Here is a 19,801-nt window from a genome sequence, read left to right as displayed (position 1 = left end):
CGGCACGCGGAGAAGCGAGCCGGTTTCGTCAGGTCGATGGGTGATTACGCGGTGAGCTCGAAACTCGGGTAGCCATTGTCGCGCTCCTCGTCGCAGTAGCGGCGGTAGTTGTCGAAACCACCGATGTAGGGCATGAATACGCGCTTCTTGCCCTCGATGTTCGCGCCCATGTACCAGGAGTCGGCCTTGACGAACAGGGTGCCCTCGGCGACCTCGACCAGGTGATCGGTCCACGTGGCAGCCGCCTCCGCGCGGGCCACCGCCTTGCGAATCCCCTGGGCGCGGCAGTGTTCCACCAGCGCCAGCACCCAGTCCAGTTGCTGCTCGGAGTGCAGCACCATGTTCGCCATCACCGAGGGGGTGCCGACGCTGTTGACGCTGAACATGTTCGGGAAACCGGGGATGCCGAAGCCCAGGTAGGTGACCGGCCCGTCCGCCCACAGGTCACCGAGGCGGGCGCCGTGCGCACCGTGCAGGTCGATGCGCAGCAGCGCACCGGTCATGGCGTCGAAACCGGTCGCGTAGATCAGGGTGTCGAGTTCGATGAACCGGTCCGCGGTGCGGATGCCGGTCGGAGTGACCTCCTCGATGGCCTCGCGGCGCAGGTTCACCAGCGACACGTTCGGCCGGTTGAACATCTCGTAGTAGCCGGAGTCGGTGCAGATGCGCTTGGTGCCGATGGGGTGGTCGTAGGGGATGAGGTCGTCGGCCACGGCCGGGTCGTCCACCTTGGCGCGGATCTTGGCGACGGCGAACTCGCGCACCAGCTCATTGACGGCCAAATCGCTGTTCTGGTCGGGGAAGACCTTGTTGAACAGCACGCCGCCGCCGTTCCAGCGGTCCTCCAAGGCCCGCGCGCGCTCCTCGGCGGTCAGCTCGAGGGCCTTGGTCTGCAGGGAACGGTGCGGGGTGGCCGCCGGTGCGTAGTAGGAGTTCTCGCGGCGCTGCCGGTAGGTGGCGCGGATCTCGCTCTGCTCCGCGTCGGTCCACGGACGGTTCGGCACCGGGACGCTGAAGTTGGCCGACCGCTGGAAGACGGTGAGCGCCTCGGCTTCCCGGGCGATGATCGGCGCGACCTGGATGCCCGAGGAGCCGGTGCCGATGACGCCGACCCGCTTGCCCGCGAAACCGACGCCCTCCTCCGGCCACCGGGCGGTGAAAAGCTCCTCGCCCGCGAAGGACTCGATGCCGGGGATGTTCGGCTTGATCGGTGCGGACAGGCAGCCGGTCGCGAAAACCACGAACTGGGAGCGGAATTCGTGCCCGCTCTCGGTGCGCAGCGTCCAGACTGCGGCGTCGTCATCGAAGGTGGCGGCGGTGACGCGCTGGTTGAACCGGTAGTGGCGCCTGAGGTCGAAGCGGTCCGCCACGTGGTTGATGTAGGCGAGGATCTCCGGCTGGGCGGCGAAACGCTCGGTCCAGGCCCAGCTCTGCTGCAGGTCCTCGTCGAACGAGTAGGAGTAGTCGACGCTCTCCACATCGCAGCGCGCACCCGGATAGCGGTTCCAGAACCAGGTGCCGCCGACACCCTCGCCCGCCTCCAGGCCCAGCACGTTCAATCCGGCCTTCGCCGCCTGGTGGACGCCGTAGAGTCCGGCGAATCCGGCACCGATGATGATCACATCGAATGGGCTGCCCTGCTCGGGATGCATGCGCGACCTCTCACTATTCGTCTTGCGGTATTTCGAATAGGCATATCCTCACGGCGTATGCGGGTAGTCGGCGATGGCACGTCCCACTGACCAGGAGCCGAGCCCCGAGGGCTCGGCCCGGACGCTCGGAAGGAAGGGCCCGCGTTCCCGGAACGCGAGAGAGGGCCTGCGACCGCCGCTCGGAGTCGGGACGGGCACCAGCCCGCACCTGAGTGAATCTTCGCTATTCGTGGGAAGGTTCGCCGGTCACCATGTGGTCGGCGTGGTTCAAACCTTCGCGGACGAGCCGGGCGAGGTGGCCGTCGCGGATGCGGTAGATGATGCGGCGACCGTCGCGACGGGTGTCGACCAGGCCGGTGAATCGGAGTTTGGCCAGATGCTGGCTGACCGCTGTGCGGGAGGCGCCGCACGCCTCGGTGAGCGCGGTGACGTCGGCCTCGGCGTCGGCGAGGGTCCAGAGGATGTGCAGGCGAGTCGGATCCGCGAGCATGCGGAAGGTCGCGGTCGCCACATCCAGACGGGCCTGATCCGGATCGACGGGGTGCGTGAGGCTGGGGGTGGGGGACTGCGGTCCGGGCTCGCTCACCTGATCACCTTCCTGCCGCTGTCACCGCCTCGAGGCCCACCGGCACATGCGCGGGCCAGACGCGGGCCGCCGTGGTAGTTGCCAGTGTAGCCAGGGCGGCCAGCACGATCGCCGTGGTCGGCAGCCCCGCCAACGCGCCCAGCTTGCCCGCGACCGGGTAGGTCACCAGGAAGCACGCGTGCGACAGCGAGAACTGCGCGGTGAAAATGGCTGTGCGGGTGGCGGGTTCGGACTGGGCGCGCAGCAGGCGGGCAGACGGGGTGTTGATCATCGAGGTCCCCGCGCCGAGTAGTACCCAGGTCAGCGCCAGCACCACGGCGCCGGCGGTACGGGGGAGCAGCGGCGGCAGTGACGCGGCGATCAGGCCCAGCGGCAGCAGTACACAGCCGGTCATCATGAATCGCCGATCCGGCACCGCCGCCAGCAGCCGCGGGGCCGACAGCGCCACCGCCATGGAGCCGAAACCGAAGCAGCCCAGGGCCAGTGCCACCCCGGTGTTGGAGCCGCCCAGCTGATCCCGCACGTACACAACGGTATTCACGATCACCAGCGCGGTGGCCGCGGCCACCACCATGTTCATGGCCAGCAGCCCGCGCAGTACCGGACGGTTCATCATGATGCGCGCGCCCTCGGTGATGCGGTGCAGCAGCGGGGCGGGACGCTCGGGCGCGGCGAGCCGCGGGAGGCGGGTGGTCACCACCAGCAGCGCCGACGCCACGAAACCCGCCGCGGTGCCGACGAACAGCGAGTGATAGCTGATGACCGTCAGCAGCGCGGCCGCCAGCATCGGGCTCAGCAGCGACTCCATGTCATAGGCGAGCCGGGACAGCGACAGGCCACGGGTGTAGTCGTCCTCATCTACCAGCACCGACGGGATGAGCGACTGGAACGCCGGAGTGAAGGTCGCCGAGGCCGATTGCAGCACCGCGATCAGCACGTAGATCTGCCAGGTGTGCGTGACGAACGGCAACATGAGCGCGATCCCCGCGCGTACCGCATCCGCGGACACCAGCACCACCCGCCGGGGCAGCCGCAGGGTGAGCGCCGAGATCACCGGCGCGACGGCCACATACGCCACCATCTTGATGGCCAACGCGGTGCCCAGCACCGCGCCCGCCTGGCCCCCGGCCACCTCGTAGGCGAGCAGGCCCAGCGCGACCGTGAGCAGGCCGGTGCCGACCAGGGCGACCACCTGGGCGGTGAACAGTCTGCGGAACTGGGGATGGCGGAGCACGTCGAGCACACCGCCACTATAGGCCAATAGGTGCGCAGTTGTGCACATGATGTCCGTAAATCCACCGGTGCTCGGGACGTCGTCGAATTCGCTGGGTGATTCGTCGCTATCCTCACCTTCATGGGGAGGAACCTCGCGGCCGGTGCACTGGCCGCCGCCGCGACGCTGACACTGGCCGCGTGCGCGAACCACCCCGCCTCCGCGCCGATGGCCGGCAACCTCTCCCCGCACACCACCGATCACGCCTTCCCAGGCGTCCCGGCCCTGCCGCCGCCCGTCTCCACCCTCCAGCTCTGCGGCGACATCGCCTCCGCCGCAACACCTCCCGACTGCTATCTGTTGTCGCGGGACACCGCCGGGCTGACGTTCGAGGTGCGGCACAACGGCACCGGGACGCAGGGATCGGTCACCATCACCGTGCTCGATCCCGGTGGCGCACAGGTGCAGACGCTCACCGAGAAGTCCGTCGGCACCACCGCGCCGCGGCTGCGCGACCTCGACAACGACGGCCGCGACGAGGTGATCATCCCGATCATGCTGGCCACCGCCAACACCCGCTATGTCATCTACCGCGCCGGCGGCGACGGGCACTTCCAGCGCGCGGGCGAACTGGCGGGCATCGGCATCGACACCACCGCCACCGGATACACCGTGGTCACCGCGCGCGACAGCTACGAGCTCTGGAACATCGAATTCTGGACCTTCGACGCCGACAAGCTACAACCGGTGGTCACCGCCGAGGTCCGGCTGCTCGACGACGGGACCGGGCACGTCGGCGGCAGCGAATGCACCGTGATCGACAGCGGCGGGCTGAACCGCACCGGCCTGACCCTGGACCAGGCCACCGGCCAGTTCTGCGCCGAACCGACGGTGCTGCGGGTCAAGCGCTGACCCGCGGGCACGGCATCCTCGCGCGTACCCGGGACCGTGAACCCGTGGGTTCGCCGGGGGACTCCGGTCGGCCCCGCTGGAGCCATACCGCGTGCCGCTCAACGTGATTCATCGCATGCGATCCGATCGTTCGCATTCGCCATCGCCCGCGCGTCGATGCGATCGAATGCCTACCGCTTGTCTGTGCGACGCGGGCTGCAGCGGGCGTCGGGCGCCGGCCCGGCGGCCCGTGGTCAGATGTGCGCGCCCTTGGTGCGGTTGCAGGCGCGGCAGAGGATCTGCAGGTTGGCGGGGCTGGTGGCGCCGCCGCGGCTGATCGGGATGATGTGGTCGAACTCCAGGTAGTGGCTGTCGCCGCATTCGACGCACTTGCCGCCGTCACGCTGCCAGACCACGGCCTTGACGTCCGGTGGGATGGAACGGGTGTCGCGGCGGCCGGGAGTGAGGGTCAGGCGTTTGGCGATGCGCAGCGCGCCTTCCATGGCGGCGGCCACGTACTCGGGATCGGCCACCTCGAGGATCGCGCCCCCGCGGGCGGAGGTCGCGGACACCTCGACCAGGCCGTCGGCGGCGGTCACCGAAACCACGCGGGCCCAGGGCATTTCGGTGCCGGCGTCCGCGCCGGTGAACCGCAGCTTGCGGTTGCTGACGATAAGACGGCCCTCGGTGCGCTTGGGGCCGCGGGCCATCCGGCGGATATGCACGGCCGGGAGGTTGAGGTGGATGCGCTCATCGGTGTCCAAATGCAGGCCGGTCGTGGGCTGCTGCGGTAGCTCGCCGGAGCGGAGGCGGGTGAGCAGGCGGCCCCGGTGCAGGCGGCGGCGCAGATCCTCGATGACCGGGCCGGACAGGGACAGTTCGGCGACGGTGTCCTCGAAATCGTCCATGTCGGCCTGATCGACGACACCGTCGGCGAAGGTGAAGGCCACCAGGCGTTCCAGATGGTCGTGGGCGGCCGGACGCAGCAGGTCCCGGGCGGCGGTGCGGTCGATGCGCTGATACCGGAGCGCGGCCCACAGGGAGTCCCAGTCGTCGTGCGAGGTTCGGCCGCGCAGGGCGCGCTCGGCGCGGGGACGCCAGCCGCGCAGGTATTCGGCTGTCTCGGCGGCACATTCGCGGCACAGGGGTGCCGAGCCGAACAGCGCCGCGCCGAACAGGCGTCGGCGCGGGATGCCGCAGCGCGGACAGTGGCGTGAATCCTGAGGCGGGACAGGGCGTGTCGCGCCCGTCCAGGTGGTGCCGTCCCACCAGCGCAGCCGGGACGGGTCGCGCGGATCCGGATGCCAGTCCGCCCGTTCGGAATCCGGGGGCGGTGGGGTGCGTCGCGGCTCGGCCTCGACGACGCGCGCCGGATCGATCCGCACGCCGAACTCGCGGACCAGCCCGGCCAAGCTGACTCCGGCATCGGCCAGCGCCCGGAACTCCCAGCCGTCGTCGGCGCGAGTGAACTCGCCCAGCACCAGGGCGGGGGTCGGTTCCGGCGTGCCCACTTCGAACCACGCGACCGGGTGGTCGTGGTCGAACACCGTCAGCCGTAGACCGGCGACCTCGGCGAAACCGCCTGCCACCGAACCGATGACCACGATCCCGGCCACCTCCGGCCCGGTGCGCGGCAGCGACACCGACAGCCGCGCGGTCCCCGTCGCGGGCTCGCGGTCCAGCGTCACCGCCTGCGAGACGTGCCGGGGCGCGTCGAACCAGACGAAATCCCGGTCCGACCGGGCCCGCCCGTGGTCTCCCACCAACACGGCTTGCGCCCGCACCGCATGCTCCGACCGCCACGAAAGGACAACCGTCAGAAGCGATGTCGGAACCGTCGTACGGCCACCCAAGGTCAGTTTCATGGTGATCGAACTATGCCACGACCGTCCGACAAAACCGCATGCCCGGCCCTCACCACCCATGGGGAAAACGTGCGGCACAGTAGAGGGATGACGAACCCCAAGGGGAGCGACCGCCACAACCCCGCCTCGCGCGCCAAACCCTCCTCGTCGCGCGTCCCCACCCCCGGGGACATCCTGGCCGCCGCCCAGGCCGCCGTCGAAGCCGCCCAGACCGCCGCGCAGGCCGCCGTCGAAGTCGCCCAGACCGCCGCCGGTCAGGCCCTCGATTCGGCCCAGGTGACCGCGTCGGCCGCCTTCGACACCGCCGTCCGCCTCCCACCCGCGTCCATCCAGCTCGCGGCCCAGCTCCCCGACCTGATCAGGAGCCTCACCACCGCCGTCGAACGCCTCAACGCCACCATCGACCGCCTCGACCGCACCCTCGCCCTGGCCGAACCCGCCTTCGTCGCCTACGACCGGCTCCTGACCCGCCTCGAATCGGTCACCGCCCTCGGCGAAGAGGTCGTGAGCCGCCTCGACAAACTCCCCGGCGTCTCCCTCCTCGGCCGTATCACCGGCAGTCGCGAAACCGCGGAAGCCGAACCGCCGCAAGGCAAATCCGGCGGCTCCCACCGCAAGTAGGGGCTACCCGGCCGAGGGAATGGGATCGCGGGGTGAGGCGCCGAGGCCGGGGAGGGCGCGGAGGGCGGCGGCCGCCTTCCAGACCATTTCGCGGTATTCGTCGGCGGGGTCGGAGTCGAGGACGACCGCGCCGCCCGCGCCGACCCGCCAGCGGTTGTCGTGGCGGACGGCGGTGCGGATGACGATATTGAGCTCGGCGGTGCCGCCCAGGCCGAGAAAGCCGACGGTGCCGGAATAGATGCCGCGGGCCTCGGTTTCGAGGGAGTCGATGATTTCCAGGGTTCGGAGTTTGGGGGCGCCGGTCATGGAGCCGCCGGGGAAACAGGCTCGCAGACAGTCGATGACGTCCAAGTCGGGACGAAGGGTGCCGCGCACGGTCGAGACCAGCTGATGCAGGGTCGTATAGGTCTCGACGGCCATGAGGTTGGGAACGTGCACCGAGCCGATCTCGCAGACGCGACCCAGATCATTGCGGAGCAGGTCGACGATCATGAGGTTCTCGGCGCGGGTCTTGGGGCTGCGGGCCAGTTCGGCCGCCAGCTCGGCATCCTCGGCGGCGGTCCGGCCGCGCGGAGCGGTGCCCTTGATCGGCTTGCTCTCCACCGTGCGGGAGCGGTTTAGCTTGAGGAAGCGCTCCGGCGAGGAGCACGCCACCTCCAGATCGGCGAAACGCAGGAAGGCAGCGTAAGGGGCCGGATTGCACCGGCGCAGTGTGCGATACACGGTGAGACCGTCGGCGTCGCCGGGGAGATAGGCGCTGTCGGTGAGGCAGATTTCGTACGACTCGCCCGCGAGCAACTGCTCCTGGCAGGCCGCGACATCGGCCAGATAGCGCTCCCGGCCGCGAGTGAGGAACGGCGCGACCGTGCCCTCATCGGCACGCAGCTCGAGTGTCGGCGGATTCTCCCAGGTCGGCAGGGTGTCCACGACGGCTCGGGTGGCGGCGAGCCACTCCTGTGCGGTCGCAACGGCATCCGGCTGGGCCAGGGCCAGCAGGTGGGTGCGGCCCGCCTCGTGATCGACCACGATCAGCCGGTCGGCGAAGATCCACTGCGCGTCCGGCGTCGCGGCGGTATGTACTGCGGCGGCCCCGCAGTCGGCCTTCATCTCGTAGCCGAGATAGCCGACATAGCCGCCGGCGAAATCGAAAGGCACCTCCGGGAAGTCGATCTCGCGTCGGCGCAGCTCGGCGGACAGGTAGTCGAGCACGCCGCCCGACACGGTGCGCTGCCCGGCCGCGGACTCGATCTCGACCCGGCCGCTGCCGACCCGGTACCGCACCACCTCGGCCAGCGGACCGGAGGCGTCGCCCAGGAACGAGAAGCGGTCCAGTCCCGGCTCCACATGCTCGCTGTCGAGCCAGAAGGCATGCGGGGAACCGGCATAGAGCGCATCGAAGACGGCCTCGGCATCGACCGCCCGCTCCACGACCGCCTGCTCGACCCGGTAGCGGACCGGCTCGACGACGGCACGCGAGCCCGCCTCCTCGGCGCCGATCGGTGTGCGCGTCAGTGCCGTTCGCGCGGCCGTGCGACAAATGCCCTGTCGCTCCTGGTATTCGGCGGTCAGCTGCGCGAAGTTGCGCAGCAGCCGCTCCCCGTATTCGCCGGCGATCGACTCGGGATGGAACTGCACACCCCACTGCGGCCGGGTGCGGTGCCGCACGCCCATGATCACGCCGTCCGGCGTGGTCGCGGTGACTTCGAGGACCTCCGGCAGCGGCCGCGCCGCGCACAGCGAGTGGTACCGCACCACCGAGAAATCCTGCGGCACACCGGTGAACAGGTCCCGCTCGTCATGGGTGACACGGTCCTGGTATCCATGCCGGGCCCGTGGCGCCGCGACCACCTCACCACCCGCGGCGATCACCATGCCCTGATGCCCCAGGCACACTCCCAGCAACGGCGACTCCGACCCGGCGATCACCGCTGCGGAGATGCCGAAATCGCGCGGAATGTCCGGCCGCCCGGGTCCGGGGGAGATGACGACGTTGTCGAATCGGTCGAGCCCCAGCTCCTCGATCGACCCCACCTCGTCATTGCGCACGACCACGGGTTCGACCCCGTTCACCTTGCTGATCAGCTGATACAGGTTGTAGGTGAACGAGTCGTAATTATCGATCAAGAGCGTGCGCATTTGACCACGCACATTACGCTCTGTTCAATCTGCACTCCGCCTCGCTCCGGGCGGGGTTCGCGGGCCCGAGGTCTCGATGCTTCCCTCCTCCGCTGCTCCGAGGGCGGGAAGGAGGAGCGAGAATCGAGCGCTCCGCCTTCCCGCGCTCCGCCACGAACGCACTGCGGCGGTTACTGCTGGCGACTGCCTTCAGTTCGTGTGGACCGCTACGGCACAATGGGCGGCATGTCTGTTGCGCAGCCGGTCGAAGTGGATCGTGACGTCGTCGATTTCGCGATCGTCGGAAAGTGGATGGAAGGGCAGGGCTTGCCCGGCGGGGAGTTCGAGGAGGTGAAGCCGCTGGGCGGCGGCACCCAGAACATCATGCTGCGCTTCCGCCGCGGTGGCCGTGAGTACGTGCTGCGGCGCGGACCCAAGCACCTGCGCGCGGCCAGCAACACCGTCATCCAGCGCGAATCCCGCATTCTCGGCGCGCTCGGCGACACCGAGATCCGCGCCCCCAAGGTGATCGCGGCCTGCCCCGACGAATCCGTGCTCGGCGCGTCCTTCTACCTCATGGAGCCGATCATCGGCTTCAACCCGCAGAACGAGCTGCCCGAACTGCACGCCTCTGATCCCGAGGTGCGCCGACAGATGGGGCTGTCCGCGGTCGAGGCCATCGCCCGCCTCGGCTCGCTCGACCACGAGGCGCTCGGCCTGACCGGCTATGGCAAGCCGGAGGGCTTCCTGGAGCGCCAGGTGCCGCGCTGGCTCAAGGAACTCGACTCCTACAGCGCCAACGAGGGCTACCCCGGCCCGGAGATCCCGGGCGTCCAGCGGGTCGGCGACTGGCTCGACCGCAACCGCCCGGTCCAGCCGAGGGCCGGCATCCTGCACGGCGACTGCCACCTCGCCAACATGATGTTCTCCTTCGACGGTCCCGAAGTGGTGGCCATGGTCGACTGGGAGATGTCCACCATCGGCGACCCGCTGCTGGACCTGGGATGGCAGATCGCCACCCGCCCCGAGCCCGGCACCACCGGCGCGGCGCTGGTCGGCAAGCTGGGCGCGGTGGGCGGCCTGCCCACGCCCGAGGAGATGATCGCCCACTACGGGCAGTTCTCCGATCGCGACCTGAGCTCGGTGACCTGGTACACCGTGCTCGCGTGCTTCAAGCTCGGCATCGTGCTGGAGGGCACGCACGCGCGGGCCTTCGCGGGCAAGGCGCCCAAGCAGGTCGGCGACTTCCTGCACGCCATCACCCTCGAGCTGTTCGAGAAGGCGCACAAGCTGATGGAGTGACGGCAAACGTGTCGCCATCTTGTCGCAGGGTGACCGGATATTGGTGGCCGGAAAACTAATGCCACCGTAATTTGGTCGCCATGCCGATCGTTCCCGATACCAAAGACTGGACCTGGGTGCTCGAACGCGCCTGCGCCGACTGCGGATTCGACCCCGACGCCACCGCCTACGAGGCCGTGCCGGGGTCGCTCCGCGACAGCGCCGCCCGGATCAGCGCCGCCCTGGAACGGCCGGACGCCCGGCAGCGTCCCGATGACGCGACCTGGTCGCCGCTCGAATACGCGGCGCACGCCCGCGACGTGTGCCGCATCTTCACCCACCGGCTCGACATCGCCCGCACCGGCGGCCCCCGCCCCGGGCCGATGATCGCCGCCTATGACACCGCGGTCACCATGGGGGACAATGGCATTCCCATGTTCGCCAACTGGGATCAGGATGCCACCGCGGTCGCCGCGAACTACGCCGCCGCCGAAACCGCCACCGTGGCAGCGGAACTCGCGGCGGCCGTCGACACCGTCGCCCACGCCTTCGCGTCCGTGCCGATCGCCGAGCGCGACCGGGCCGCGCTGCGCGGCAACGGCTCCGCGTTCACCGTCGACTCCATGGCGCTGTACTTCCTGCACGACCTCGTGCACCACGCGCACGATGTCGAGCGCTGACGCCTAGACAGGCTCCTGCTGGGTCGTGCAGTGGATGCCGCCGCCGCCCGCCGCGACGGCGTCGACATCGATCTGCACCACCCGGCGGCCCGGAAACAGGCGTGCCAGTGTGGCTTCCGCGTAGGCGTCGGCCCACGGATCCCCGAACTCGGGCGCCACGACGCCGCCATTGCAGACGTAGAAATTCATGTATCCGGCCGCGAACTCGTCGTCGGTGAACTCCTTGCGCGCCTTCATCGGGCCCGGAATCACCTCCACCCGCAGGGGGCGACCCTGAGCATCGGCGGAATTCTGGAGAATGGCCAGGTGGCGGCGGGTGACGCCGTAGTCGTAGCAGTTCGGGTCGTCCTCGCGACCGGCCAGCACCACCCCCGGGCCTGCGAACCGCGCGTAGAAATCGGTGTGGCCATCGGTGACGTCGTGGTCCGCGATGCCGGGCAGCCAGATCACCTTCGAAATCCCCAGCAGCCGAGCGAGTTCCGCCTCCACGTCGGCACGCTGCCAGCCGGGATTGCGATTGTCGTTGAGTACGCAGCTCTCGGTGATGATGGCGGTGCCCGCGCCGTCGACCTCGATACCGCCGCCCTCGAGCACCAGCTCGGTGGTCAGCACCTCGGCGTCGCTGCGCTCGGCCACCAGCGCGGCCAGCCGCGCGTCCTTACGATGGTCCTGCTTGCCGCCCCAGCCGTTGAAGTTGAAATCGACCGCGGCCGAGGCGCCGTCGCCGCGCACGAACACCGGGCCGCTGTCGCGCAGCCACAGATCATCCATCTCCGCCGGCACCAGCGCCACCTGTGAACCGGCCAGGGCGCGCGCCAGATCGAACTCCTCCGGCCGCACCAGCATCGACACCGGCTCGAATTGCGCGACGGCGCGGGCGATGCGCGCCACGTCCTCGCGTATGCGGGGCAGCAGCTCGGCCGTCCACACCCGTTCGTCGGCCCCGAACGCCATCCAGGTTCGTCGATGCGGCTGTCCTTCGTCGGGCATCACCCACGGTTGCGGCGGCATGGACGTATTCCTTTCGGTCAACGACAGCGGAGCAGAGCCTCACGGAGATTGCGCGAACGGACGTCGTCGAGCACCGCCATGCCCAGGCGGTTCATCACATAGCCGAAACCCAGACCGGTTGCCGGATCGGCGAATCCGAACGAGCCGCCATAGCCGGTCGTGCCGTAGGCGCGCTTGTCGGCGCCGAACCGGAAACCGCCGCGAGACTTGCGGAAACCCAGGTGGTAGCGGCTCGGGGTGAGCAGCACCAGATCCTCGGCCGGGACATCGTCGGCGGTGTCGGGGGAGGCCAAGCGGTCCAGTAGGTTTCGATCGATCGGCAACTCACCCGTCCGACCGGCGGCCGCGCCGTACACCCGCGCCAGCGCCCGGGCGGTGCCGACACCGCCGGCGGCCGGGCTCTCCACCGCGAGGAACTCTCGCCGGGCGGCGCGGGCGGGCGCACCCACCTGCGGGCTGTTCAGGGCGCGGAAGGACAGGCCGCGCTTGCTGTAGAGCTGAATTCCGATGCGCACGGGCAGATCCCGCTCGTAGCGCAGAATATCGAGACCCTCGGTCGCCGACAGGGTGGCCACGCGATCGAGCGAAACCTCTTCCGGCAGGCCGATATAGAACTCCGCGCCCAGCGGGGCCGCGATGTCCTCGGCGAAGATGCGTCCCAGCGTGCGATGCCGCGGATCGACGCGACGCAGTAGCTCACCCTGATACAGACCGGCCGTGATCGGGTGGTAGCCGTGCCGGGTTCCCGGCCGCCACAACGGTTTCTGCTCGGCCAGCACGACGGCCATACGATCCAGATCGGCCATGTCGGTGAGCCGGAACGGCCGATCCAGGGCGGCCAGACCGGCCTGGTGGTCCAGCAGCTGCCGCACCGTAATGGATTCCTTGCCGTGCGCGGCGAACTCCGGCCAGTGCAGCGCCACCGGATCCTCGTAGTCCAGCAGGCCCCGCGACACCGCCGACGCCACCGCGAACGCGGTCATGCCCTTGGTCGAGGACCACACCGGTGCCATGGTGTCGCGCTCCCAGGCCAGCCGGCGCTTGCGATCCCGATGCCCCGCCCACAGATCCACCACCGGCCGATCGCCGTCGAACACCGCCACCGCCGCACCGATCTCGCCGTGCCGGGTGAAGTTGCGCTGGAAAGCGTCGGCGACCGGGCCGAAACCCGCGTCCACCTCGCCGTGGATCGTGACCTGCTCACTCATGATGGGTTCGATCGTAACCGGGCGTACGGTCTGTGCGGGGGCATTGCGATGCCAGTGCATAGCTGTGAGCAGTGCGAATCCGCGGTGGACGCGGCACCCTGCCGCCATTTCGGCGGTATGGCCAGGCGGCGCGGCCGTTCATACCCGAACTCCGGCGGATATCCGCATCATTGCTGCGGACCGAGCCCCGTCGTAGCTGCGACCGAGGCAGTCGCACACCCACCTCCGACGGCGAGCACACCGCACTGCGGCGCGGGAGGAATCGAGACCTCGACGCCATCGGAGCGAAGCGGAGGGCAATATCGAACACAGTAGGCTCCATGCGTGCGAGCGCTGGAGCAGATTCGACGGTGGCCGGTCCGGAACGCGGCGGCGGGGGTCGTCGTCCGTGAGAAGGGCGTGGTGGACACCGAGGGCGACACCACGAAGGTATTTCCGCTCGCCTCGGTGACCAAACCCCTTGTGGCGTACGCGGTTCTGGTCGCCGTCGAAGAGGGCGCGATCGAACTGGACCAGCCCGCGGGGCCGCCCGGATCCACCGTGCGGCATCTGCTCGCCCACACCTCCGGGATGGCCTTCGACACCACCGCGGTGCTGGCTCGGCCGGGCGCGAAGCGGATCTACTCCAGTGCCGGGTTCGAGGTGCTCGCGGACTTCGTTGCGGCGCAGACCGGTATCCCGTTCGATCAGTATCTGCGCGAGGCGGTTTTCGAACCGCTGGGCATGACCTCCTCCGCGCTGGTGGGTCCGGCCGGGCATGCGGGCCGGTCCTCGGTCGCAGATCTCCTGCGTTTCGCCGAAGAATTGCTGGAACCGACTGTTCTGAGTACTGAGCTGGTTTCCGAAGCAAGCACAGTGCAATTCCCGGGACGCAGTGGAGTACTGCCCGGCTACGGGTCGCAGCGACCCAACGACTGGGGGCTGGGATTCGAAATCCGCGACCATAAATCGCCACACTGGACGGGAGGAGCGAACTCGCCGCGGACCTTCGGGCACTTCGGGCAGTCCGGAACATTTCTCTGGGTGGACCCGGACGTCGGGATGGCGTGTCTCGCGCTGGCGGACGAGAATTTCGGTGACTGGGCCCGAGCCGCGTGGCCGCCTCTCAGCGACGCCGTGATCGCGGAGTTTGCGCGAGGCCGACACCGGCAATAAGTAACACACGCAACACCGGGCACTCCAGTAAACTCGGGCAACGCCGAGTTCGGGGCAGGGGTCGTTGGGGAAGACGTCCCTCGTCGAGCCGGAGGTGTCAGTGGTGCGCGCGTCTAGTCAGTTCGCGGAGACGACGTCTGGAGTCGTCTATATCCATTCGTCGTCGGCCGCGCTGTGTCCGCACGTCGAATGGGCTCTCACCTCGACGCTCAAAGCACCCGCGAAACTGCGCTGGACCGCGCAGCCCGCCGACCCCGGACAGCTGCGCGCCACCACCGATTGGTGCGGACCGGTCGGCACCGGCGGCCGATTAGCCAGAGCATTGCGAGATTGGCCGGTGCTGTATTTCGAAGTCACCGAGGACCCCAGCGAGGGTGTCGACGGCGAACGCTTCAGCTTCGTCCCCGGCCTCGGACTCTGGAGCGGGGTCACCGGCGCGAGCGGTGATGTCATGGTCGGCGAAATGCGGCTGCGCGCCATCGTCGCCGAGGCCCGCGCCCACGGCCGCGGCTCGGCCGCCGAGATCGCCGCCGAGATCGACCGCGCTCTCGGCACCGCCTGGGACGACATCCTCGAGCCCTACCGCCTCGGCGGCGAGGGAGCGGAGGTCACCTGGTTGCGCCGCGACGTCGGCTGATCCACCCGCTCCACCGCCACCGCGCCGCCGAACCGCGCGAGCCTTCCCCCCGAACGCCCCGAAACGGGCACAATGCCCAGGGAAGGGATAGCCGACGAGGAGGATTCGTGCGGACCACAGCGAACATCGCGGGCGCGGCCCTGATAATGGCAACGGCATTCACCCTGTCGGCCTGCAACGACACCGCCGCCACCGGCGCATCGGCCAGCTCGGCCCACCCCACCCCCGGCACACCCACCGCCGCCTTCCCGGCGGCAGGCCACGAAGCCATCCACTGCGGCACCGGGCCCTGGGGCCTCGCCGTCGTCGTGTCCACCGCCAAGGGAAACGACTTCTGCCCCACCGCCATCTCCGTCGTCACCGCCTACGCCGACGAACGCGCCGAACAATCCACCGGCGACATAGCCGTCACCATCGACACCGTCCGCTGGGTCTGCGGCGAACGCCGATCCGCCCCCGGCTCCTACCAGGAATGCTCGAGCCAAAACGAATCCGCCGACAAGATCCGCCTCCAATCCTGAATCATCCGGCCTGACCGCGGCCTGCGAAAGCGGTCGGCACCAACGAAAAGCGGGCGGTCTCCGGAGAGACCGCCCGCTATTGCGTTGCCGTGTAACCGATTACAGCGGAATGTTCTTGTTGTGCTGAGCCCGCGCCGGGGCGGCAGCCAGGGCGGCGGCAATGGTGGAGCGGGTCTTGGCGGGATCGATGACCTCGTCGACGACGCCGATGGAGATGGCCCGGCCGACACCGCCCGCAATGCGCTCATGCTCCTCGGTGAGGCGCTCGAGCAGGGCCTCGCGCTCCTCCTCCGGAGCGGCCGCGAGAGCCTTCTTGTGCAGGATGCCGACCGCGGCCTTGGCGCCCATGACGGCGACCTCGGAACCCGGCCAGGCGTACACGGCGGTAGCGCCCAGCGAGCGGGCGTTCATCGCGATGTAGGCGCCGCCGTAGATCTTGCGGGTGACCAGGGTGACGCGCGGGACGCGGGCCTCGGCGAAGGCGTGCAGCAGCTTGGCGCCGCGACGCACCACGCCCTCGAACTCCTGGGAGACGCCCGGCAGGTAGCCCGGCACATCGGTGACGACGATCAACGGGATGCCGAAGGCGTTGCACAGGCGCACGAAACGCGAAGCCTTCTCGGCGCTTTCGGAATTGAGGCAGCCGCCCAGGCGGATCGGGTTGTTGGCCAGGACGCCGACGGTGCGGCCGCCGAGCCGGCCCAGGCCGACCACCATGGAGCGGGCGTAGCCGCCCTGCAGTTCCTCGAAAGTGCTTTCGCCGTCGACGTTGTCGAGCAGCTCGTTGATGATCGGCTTGACGTCGTAGGCGCGCTTGGCCGACTCCGGCATCATGGCCTTGAGGTCCACATCGCCGTGTTCGGCGGCGGCCAGGTCGAATTCGCCCTGCTCGGCGAACATCGAGACCAGGCGCCGGGCGCGGTGCAGGGCGTCGGACTCGTCGTCGGCCACGATGTGGCAGACGCCGGACTTCTTGCCGTGGGTGATCGGGCCACCCAGGGTCGCCATGTCGACGCTCTCGCCGGTCACCGTCTTCACGATGTCCGGGCCGGTCACGAAGACGCGGCCTTCCGGCGCCATGATGACGATGTCGGTCAGCGCGGGACCGTAGGCGGCGCCGCCGGCGGCGAAGCCGAGCACCACCGAAATCTGGGGGACCTGGCCGGACGCGCGGACCATGGCCTCGAAGACCAGACCGACCGCGTGCAGCGCCTCCACACCTTCAGCGAGGCGGGCGCCGCCCGAATGCCACAGGCCCACAACGGGAACTTTCGAATCGATCGCCGTATCAATGGCGTCGACGATGTGCTTGCAACCCTCGACGCCCATGGCGCCGCCCATCACGGTGGCATCGGAGCAGTAGGCGACGGTGCGGACGCCGTCGACCTCACCAATGGCGGCGAGCACACCGGACTTGTCGCGGGGGTGGAGCGGGAGAACGGTTCCGGGATCGAAGAAGCGCTGCAACCGACCCAGCGGGTCACGGGGATCGGTCGTGGTGTCCGCATGCGCGGGAGCCATGATGGTCATCGCAAACTCTCCTCAAAGGGAAGTGCGGTCGCTGAGAGCGGCTGCGAATGTCGAAGTCCCGGCAGGGCTTCTCTCGAGAGAACCCAAGGGTGCGGGCTCTCCCTCCCAGACCCTGCCGGGACCGCTTGTCTTACTGACCGGTAAAGCTGGTCCGGATTTCCGGTTTACCGGGACGAATCCGTGTCAGTACCGGCCGAAGGCGAGCGCGACATTGTGCCCACCGAAACCGAAGGAGTTGTTGATCGCGTACTCGATGTCCTGACGGCGAGCCTCGCCGTGCACCACATCCAGGTCGATCGCCGGATCCTGGTTGTCGAGGTTCAGCGTCGGCGGGACGATGCCGTCCCGGATGCTGAGCACCGTGAGAATCGACTCGAGGGCGCCGACGGCGCCGATCGAATGCCCCAGGGCCGACTTGGGCGCGTACACCGAGGCATGCTTGACGCCTGCCTTGTGAATCGCGTTGGCCTCCGCGGTGTCACCCACGGGGGTGGCGGTCGCGTGGGCGTTGACGTGGGTGATGTCCTGGGCGGACAGACCCGCGGTCTGGATCGCGCGCTCCATGGCGCGAGCCGCACCGGTGCCCTCCGGATCGGGAGCCACCAGATGGTATCCGTCGGAGGTAATTCCCGCGCCCATGAGACGGGCGTGGATGGTGGCGCCACGCGCCTTGGCGTGCTCCTCGGTCTCGATGACCATGAGCGCGCCCGCTTCGCCGAAGACGAAGCCGTCGCGATCCTTGTCGAACGGGCGCGAGGCGCCCTTCGGATCGTCGTTGCGGGTCGACATGGCCCGCATCATGGAGAACGCGGCGATCGGAATCGAGTCGATGAATCCCTCGACGCCGCCGGTGACGATCATGTCGGCGTCACCCATGACGATCATTCGCCACGCGTTGGCGATGGCCTCCGAACCTGACGAGCACGCCGAGACCGGAGTGACCACTCCCGCGCGGGCCTTGAGCTCGAGACCGACCACGGCGGACGGACCATTCGGCATGACCATCTGAACGGCCAGCGGCGAAACCTTGCGGTAGCCACCGTTCTTCAGCTTGTCGACCGAATCGATCAGCGCATCGCCGCCGCCGAGACCGGTGCCGATGGACACGCCCAGCCGCAGCGGGTCGACCTCGGGAGAACCGGCGTTCTTCCACACCTCGCGACCGAGCACGGTCGCCAGTCGCTCGACATACGCCATGCGACGGATCTCGACCCGGTCGAGCAGCGTGTCCGGCGACACCTTCAGATGGCCGCCGATTCGAACCGGAAGGTCGTACTCCGCAATGAAGTCGTCCCCGAGCGTGTCGATGCCGCTCTCGCCATTGAGGAGGCCCTTCCACGTCGCATCGACGTCACCGGCGATCGACGTGGTCGCCGCCATGCTCGTTACGACGACGTTGGGAAAGTTCCCGTTCAAGGTGGAAGGAGTGGTCACGGTGTCGGTTCCTACTCGCCCTCGGCGCCGAACTTGGCCTTCAGCTCAGCGGCCGCGTCGGAGTTCTCGGCCTCGAGCTTCTGGATGTACGCCACCGCGTCGCCAACGGTCTTCAGGCTCGCCAGGTCCTCATCGGGGATCTTGACGCCGTACTTGTCCTCGGTCTGGACGGCGATCTCGACCATCGACAGCGAGTCGATGTCCAGGTCGTCGACGAAGGACTTCTCGATTGTCACCTCGGAGGGCTCGATACCGGTCACCTCTTCGATGATCTTGCCGAGCTCTTCGACGATCTGTTCCTGGGTCAGAGCGGCCACTGTGGTGGCTCCCTTCTTGTTTCCTGTGAGGGGTTGGGTTTCTTGTGTTTGCGACCCGATTGCTCCATCGCCGTTGATGGGAGCGGGCCGCGAGTCAAGCTAGCTTGCCGCGGTGAGTTCGGCGAGCGCGGGGAGGTCCGCGGGGGTCTTCAGCGCCAGGTTCGGGGTGCCCTTGAGCTCCCGCTTGGCGATGCCGACCAGGGTGCCCGCCGGCGGCAACTCTGCCACCGCGGAAACCCCTGCCGCACGGATCGTTTCGGTGCACAGGTCCCAGCGCACGGGGCGCGTGACCTGGGCAGCGAGCTTGTCGATCGCATCCTGGCCGGAGCTGACCGGCTGGCCGTCGAAGTTCGACAGCAGGCTCCGGGCCGGCTCACCGGGAGCGATTTTGGCGATAGCCTCCGCTACCGCGTCCTGGGCGGGTGCCATGAACGCGGTGTGGAAGGCGCCCGCGACCGGCAGTGCGCGGACGCGGGCCTTTTCGGGCGGGTTCGCGGCAAGGGCTTCGAGCGCCTCGAGCTTACCCGCTGCCACGATCTGACCCACCGCATTGCGGTTGGCCGGAATCAGGCCGAGTTCCTCGAGACGAGCGAGCACCTCCGCTTCGTCACCACCGAGCACCGCGGACATACCGGTCGGCTCGAGTGCGCAAGCTTTGGCCATTTCCGCTCCGCGGATGGCGGCCAGGGCCACCGCGTCATCGGCGGAGATGACTCCGGCGACGGCAGCGGCGGCGAATTCGCCGACCGAGTGTCCGGCGACGATGGTATCCGCGGGAAGCGATCCCTGCGGGATTTCCGCGAAAGCCAAGAGGGCAGCCGCGACGACGAGCGGCTGGGTGACAGCCGTGTCGACGATTTCATCGGCGGTCGCAGTCGTGCCCAACCGCAGCAGGTCCAGCCCCGAGGCCTTCGACCACAGCGCGACGCGGTCCGCGGCGCCGGGGAGTTCGAGCCAAGGGGTGAGCATGCCGGGTGTCTGAGAGCCCTGTCCAGGGGCGAGCAATGCGATCACGAGTCAAGAAAACACTGTGAGCACGCTCTCACGAGATGTCGGCGCGAATGAAGCTTGCTTGGCAGTTTTG

The 19,801-nt window shown here is 68.8% G+C and carries 17 protein-coding genes and 1 pseudogene; 7 read left to right on the top strand and 11 right to left on the bottom strand.

What is annotated here, in order from left to right; translation table 11 throughout:
- Positions 1-44 precede the first annotated feature (44 nt).
- The 3 genes from GLP40_RS25945 to GLP40_RS25935 all read right to left on the bottom strand — a co-directional run bounded on the left by GLP40_RS25945 (position 45) and on the right by GLP40_RS25935 (position 3,481).
- Entirely contained in the window at positions 45-1,652 is a 1,608-nt protein-coding gene (locus GLP40_RS25945; protein ID WP_154790621.1) for a flavin-containing monooxygenase, read from the bottom strand.
- 223 nt (positions 1,653-1,875) lie between these two features.
- Positions 1,876-2,238: an ArsR/SmtB family transcription factor gene (locus GLP40_RS25940; RefSeq protein WP_328290658.1), complete on the bottom strand. Its 363-nt coding sequence runs from the start codon at positions 2,236-2,238 to the stop codon at positions 1,876-1,878.
- Positions 2,239-2,242: 4 nt separating this feature from the next.
- Positions 2,243-3,481 carry an MFS transporter gene (locus GLP40_RS25935; RefSeq protein ID WP_328290657.1) on the bottom strand — a complete coding sequence of 413 codons (1,239 nt, stop codon included), beginning with the start codon at positions 3,479-3,481 and terminating at the stop codon, positions 2,243-2,245.
- 111 nt (positions 3,482-3,592) lie between these two features.
- On the opposite strand from GLP40_RS25935, the gene GLP40_RS25930 reads away from it, so the two are divergent.
- Positions 3,593-4,363 carry a hypothetical protein gene (locus tag GLP40_RS25930; RefSeq protein WP_154790619.1) on the top strand — a complete coding sequence of 257 codons (771 nt, stop codon included), beginning with the start codon at positions 3,593-3,595 and terminating at the stop codon, positions 4,361-4,363.
- A gap of 233 nt (positions 4,364-4,596) precedes the next feature.
- Here GLP40_RS25930 and GLP40_RS25925 read toward each other — a convergent pair whose 3' ends face one another.
- Positions 4,597-6,207 carry an HNH endonuclease gene (locus GLP40_RS25925; RefSeq protein WP_154790618.1) on the bottom strand — a complete coding sequence of 537 codons (1,611 nt, stop codon included), beginning with the start codon at positions 6,205-6,207 and terminating at the stop codon, positions 4,597-4,599.
- An 87-nt stretch (positions 6,208-6,294) separates the two neighbouring features.
- Here GLP40_RS25925 and GLP40_RS25920 point away from each other — a divergent pair, with 87 nt between their 5' ends.
- Entirely contained in the window at positions 6,295-6,828 is a 534-nt protein-coding gene (locus GLP40_RS25920; protein ID WP_154790617.1) for a hypothetical protein, read from the top strand.
- Between the two features lie 3 nt (positions 6,829-6,831).
- On the opposite strand, the gene pabB is transcribed toward GLP40_RS25920, so the two are convergent.
- Positions 6,832-8,964 carry an aminodeoxychorismate synthase gene (gene pabB / locus GLP40_RS25915; protein ID WP_154790616.1) on the bottom strand — a complete coding sequence of 711 codons (2,133 nt, stop codon included), beginning with the start codon at positions 8,962-8,964 and terminating at the stop codon, positions 6,832-6,834.
- A gap of 225 nt (positions 8,965-9,189) precedes the next feature.
- Here pabB and GLP40_RS25910 point away from each other — a divergent pair, with 225 nt between their 5' ends.
- Positions 9,190-10,245 carry a phosphotransferase family protein gene (locus tag GLP40_RS25910; protein WP_407671666.1) on the top strand — a complete coding sequence of 352 codons (1,056 nt, stop codon included), beginning with the start codon at positions 9,190-9,192 and terminating at the stop codon, positions 10,243-10,245.
- Positions 10,246-10,325: 80 nt separating this feature from the next.
- Positions 10,326-10,904 (top strand): DinB family protein, encoded by a 579-nt coding sequence (locus GLP40_RS25905; RefSeq protein WP_154790614.1) that lies wholly within the window; start codon positions 10,326-10,328, stop codon positions 10,902-10,904.
- A 3-nt stretch (positions 10,905-10,907) separates the two neighbouring features.
- Here GLP40_RS25905 and GLP40_RS25900 read toward each other — a convergent pair.
- Together GLP40_RS25900 and GLP40_RS25895 are read right to left on the bottom strand one after the other, a co-directional pair.
- A pseudogene (locus GLP40_RS25900) lies at positions 10,908-11,900 on the bottom strand (agmatine deiminase family protein); the annotation flags it as partial.
- 32 nt (positions 11,901-11,932) lie between these two features.
- A complete protein-coding gene (locus GLP40_RS25895) occupies positions 11,933-13,123 on the bottom strand; it encodes a serine hydrolase domain-containing protein (RefSeq protein ID WP_154790613.1) in 1,191 nt (396 codons plus the stop codon).
- Between the two features lie 324 nt (positions 13,124-13,447).
- Here GLP40_RS25895 and GLP40_RS25890 point away from each other — a divergent pair, with 324 nt between their 5' ends.
- The 3 genes from GLP40_RS25890 (at position 13,448) to GLP40_RS25880 (ending at position 15,436) form a co-directional block, all read left to right on the top strand.
- Complete coding sequence (locus tag GLP40_RS25890; protein ID WP_328290656.1) at positions 13,448-14,278, top strand: serine hydrolase domain-containing protein; 831 nt, start codon at positions 13,448-13,450, stop codon at positions 14,276-14,278.
- A 103-nt stretch (positions 14,279-14,381) separates the two neighbouring features.
- Positions 14,382-14,915: a DUF3145 domain-containing protein gene (locus GLP40_RS25885; RefSeq protein ID WP_328290655.1), complete on the top strand. Its 534-nt coding sequence runs from the start codon at positions 14,382-14,384 to the stop codon at positions 14,913-14,915.
- A gap of 107 nt (positions 14,916-15,022) precedes the next feature.
- Positions 15,023-15,436 carry a hypothetical protein gene (locus GLP40_RS25880; RefSeq protein WP_154790611.1) on the top strand — a complete coding sequence of 138 codons (414 nt, stop codon included), beginning with the start codon at positions 15,023-15,025 and terminating at the stop codon, positions 15,434-15,436.
- A gap of 99 nt (positions 15,437-15,535) precedes the next feature.
- Here GLP40_RS25880 and GLP40_RS25875 read toward each other — a convergent pair whose 3' ends face one another.
- The 4 genes from GLP40_RS25875 to GLP40_RS25860 all read right to left on the bottom strand — a co-directional run bounded on the left by GLP40_RS25875 (position 15,536) and on the right by GLP40_RS25860 (position 19,731).
- Positions 15,536-16,966, bottom strand: coding sequence for an acyl-CoA carboxylase subunit beta (locus GLP40_RS25875; RefSeq protein ID WP_154790610.1), 1,431 nt, complete (start codon positions 16,964-16,966; stop codon positions 15,536-15,538).
- 183 nt (positions 16,967-17,149) lie between these two features.
- Positions 17,150-18,400 (bottom strand): KasA/KasB family beta-ketoacyl-ACP synthase, encoded by a 1,251-nt coding sequence (locus GLP40_RS25870; protein WP_328290654.1) that lies wholly within the window; start codon positions 18,398-18,400, stop codon positions 17,150-17,152.
- Positions 18,401-18,411: 11 nt separating this feature from the next.
- Positions 18,412-18,717 (bottom strand): meromycolate extension acyl carrier protein AcpM, encoded by a 306-nt coding sequence (gene acpM, locus GLP40_RS25865; protein WP_033086997.1) that lies wholly within the window; start codon positions 18,715-18,717, stop codon positions 18,412-18,414.
- Positions 18,718-18,816: 99 nt separating this feature from the next.
- Positions 18,817-19,731, bottom strand: coding sequence for an ACP S-malonyltransferase (locus tag GLP40_RS25860; RefSeq protein WP_328290653.1), 915 nt, complete (start codon positions 19,729-19,731; stop codon positions 18,817-18,819).
- Positions 19,732-19,801: the final 70 nt, after the last annotated feature.

This window comes from Nocardia aurantiaca (assembly GCF_009708175.1).
Lineage (GTDB): Bacteria > Actinomycetota > Actinomycetes > Mycobacteriales > Mycobacteriaceae > Nocardia > Nocardia aurantiaca.
Note: the sequence above shows the minus strand (reverse complement) of the source record. Positions and strands in the feature narration are given on the sequence as shown.

Coding starts and splice junctions, on each gene's coding strand:
- GLP40_RS25945 (WP_154790621.1), bottom strand. CDS start 1,652: ATGCATCCCGAGCAGGGCAGCCCATTCGATGTGATCATCATCGGTGCC.
- GLP40_RS25930 (WP_154790619.1), top strand. CDS start 3,593: ATGGGGAGGAACCTCGCGGCCGGTGCACTGGCCGCCGCCGCGACGCTG.
- GLP40_RS25925 (WP_154790618.1), bottom strand. CDS start 6,207: ATGAAACTGACCTTGGGTGGCCGTACGACGGTTCCGACATCGCTTCTG.
- GLP40_RS25920 (WP_154790617.1), top strand. CDS start 6,295: ATGACGAACCCCAAGGGGAGCGACCGCCACAACCCCGCCTCGCGCGCC.
- pabB (WP_154790616.1), bottom strand. CDS start 8,964: ATGCGCACGCTCTTGATCGATAATTACGACTCGTTCACCTACAACCTG.
- GLP40_RS25910 (WP_407671666.1), top strand. CDS start 9,190: ATGTCTGTTGCGCAGCCGGTCGAAGTGGATCGTGACGTCGTCGATTTC.
- GLP40_RS25905 (WP_154790614.1), top strand. CDS start 10,326: ATGCCGATCGTTCCCGATACCAAAGACTGGACCTGGGTGCTCGAACGC.
- GLP40_RS25895 (WP_154790613.1), bottom strand. CDS start 13,123: ATGAGTGAGCAGGTCACGATCCACGGCGAGGTGGACGCGGGTTTCGGC.
- GLP40_RS25875 (WP_154790610.1), bottom strand. CDS start 16,966: ATGACCATCATGGCTCCCGCGCATGCGGACACCACGACCGATCCCCGT.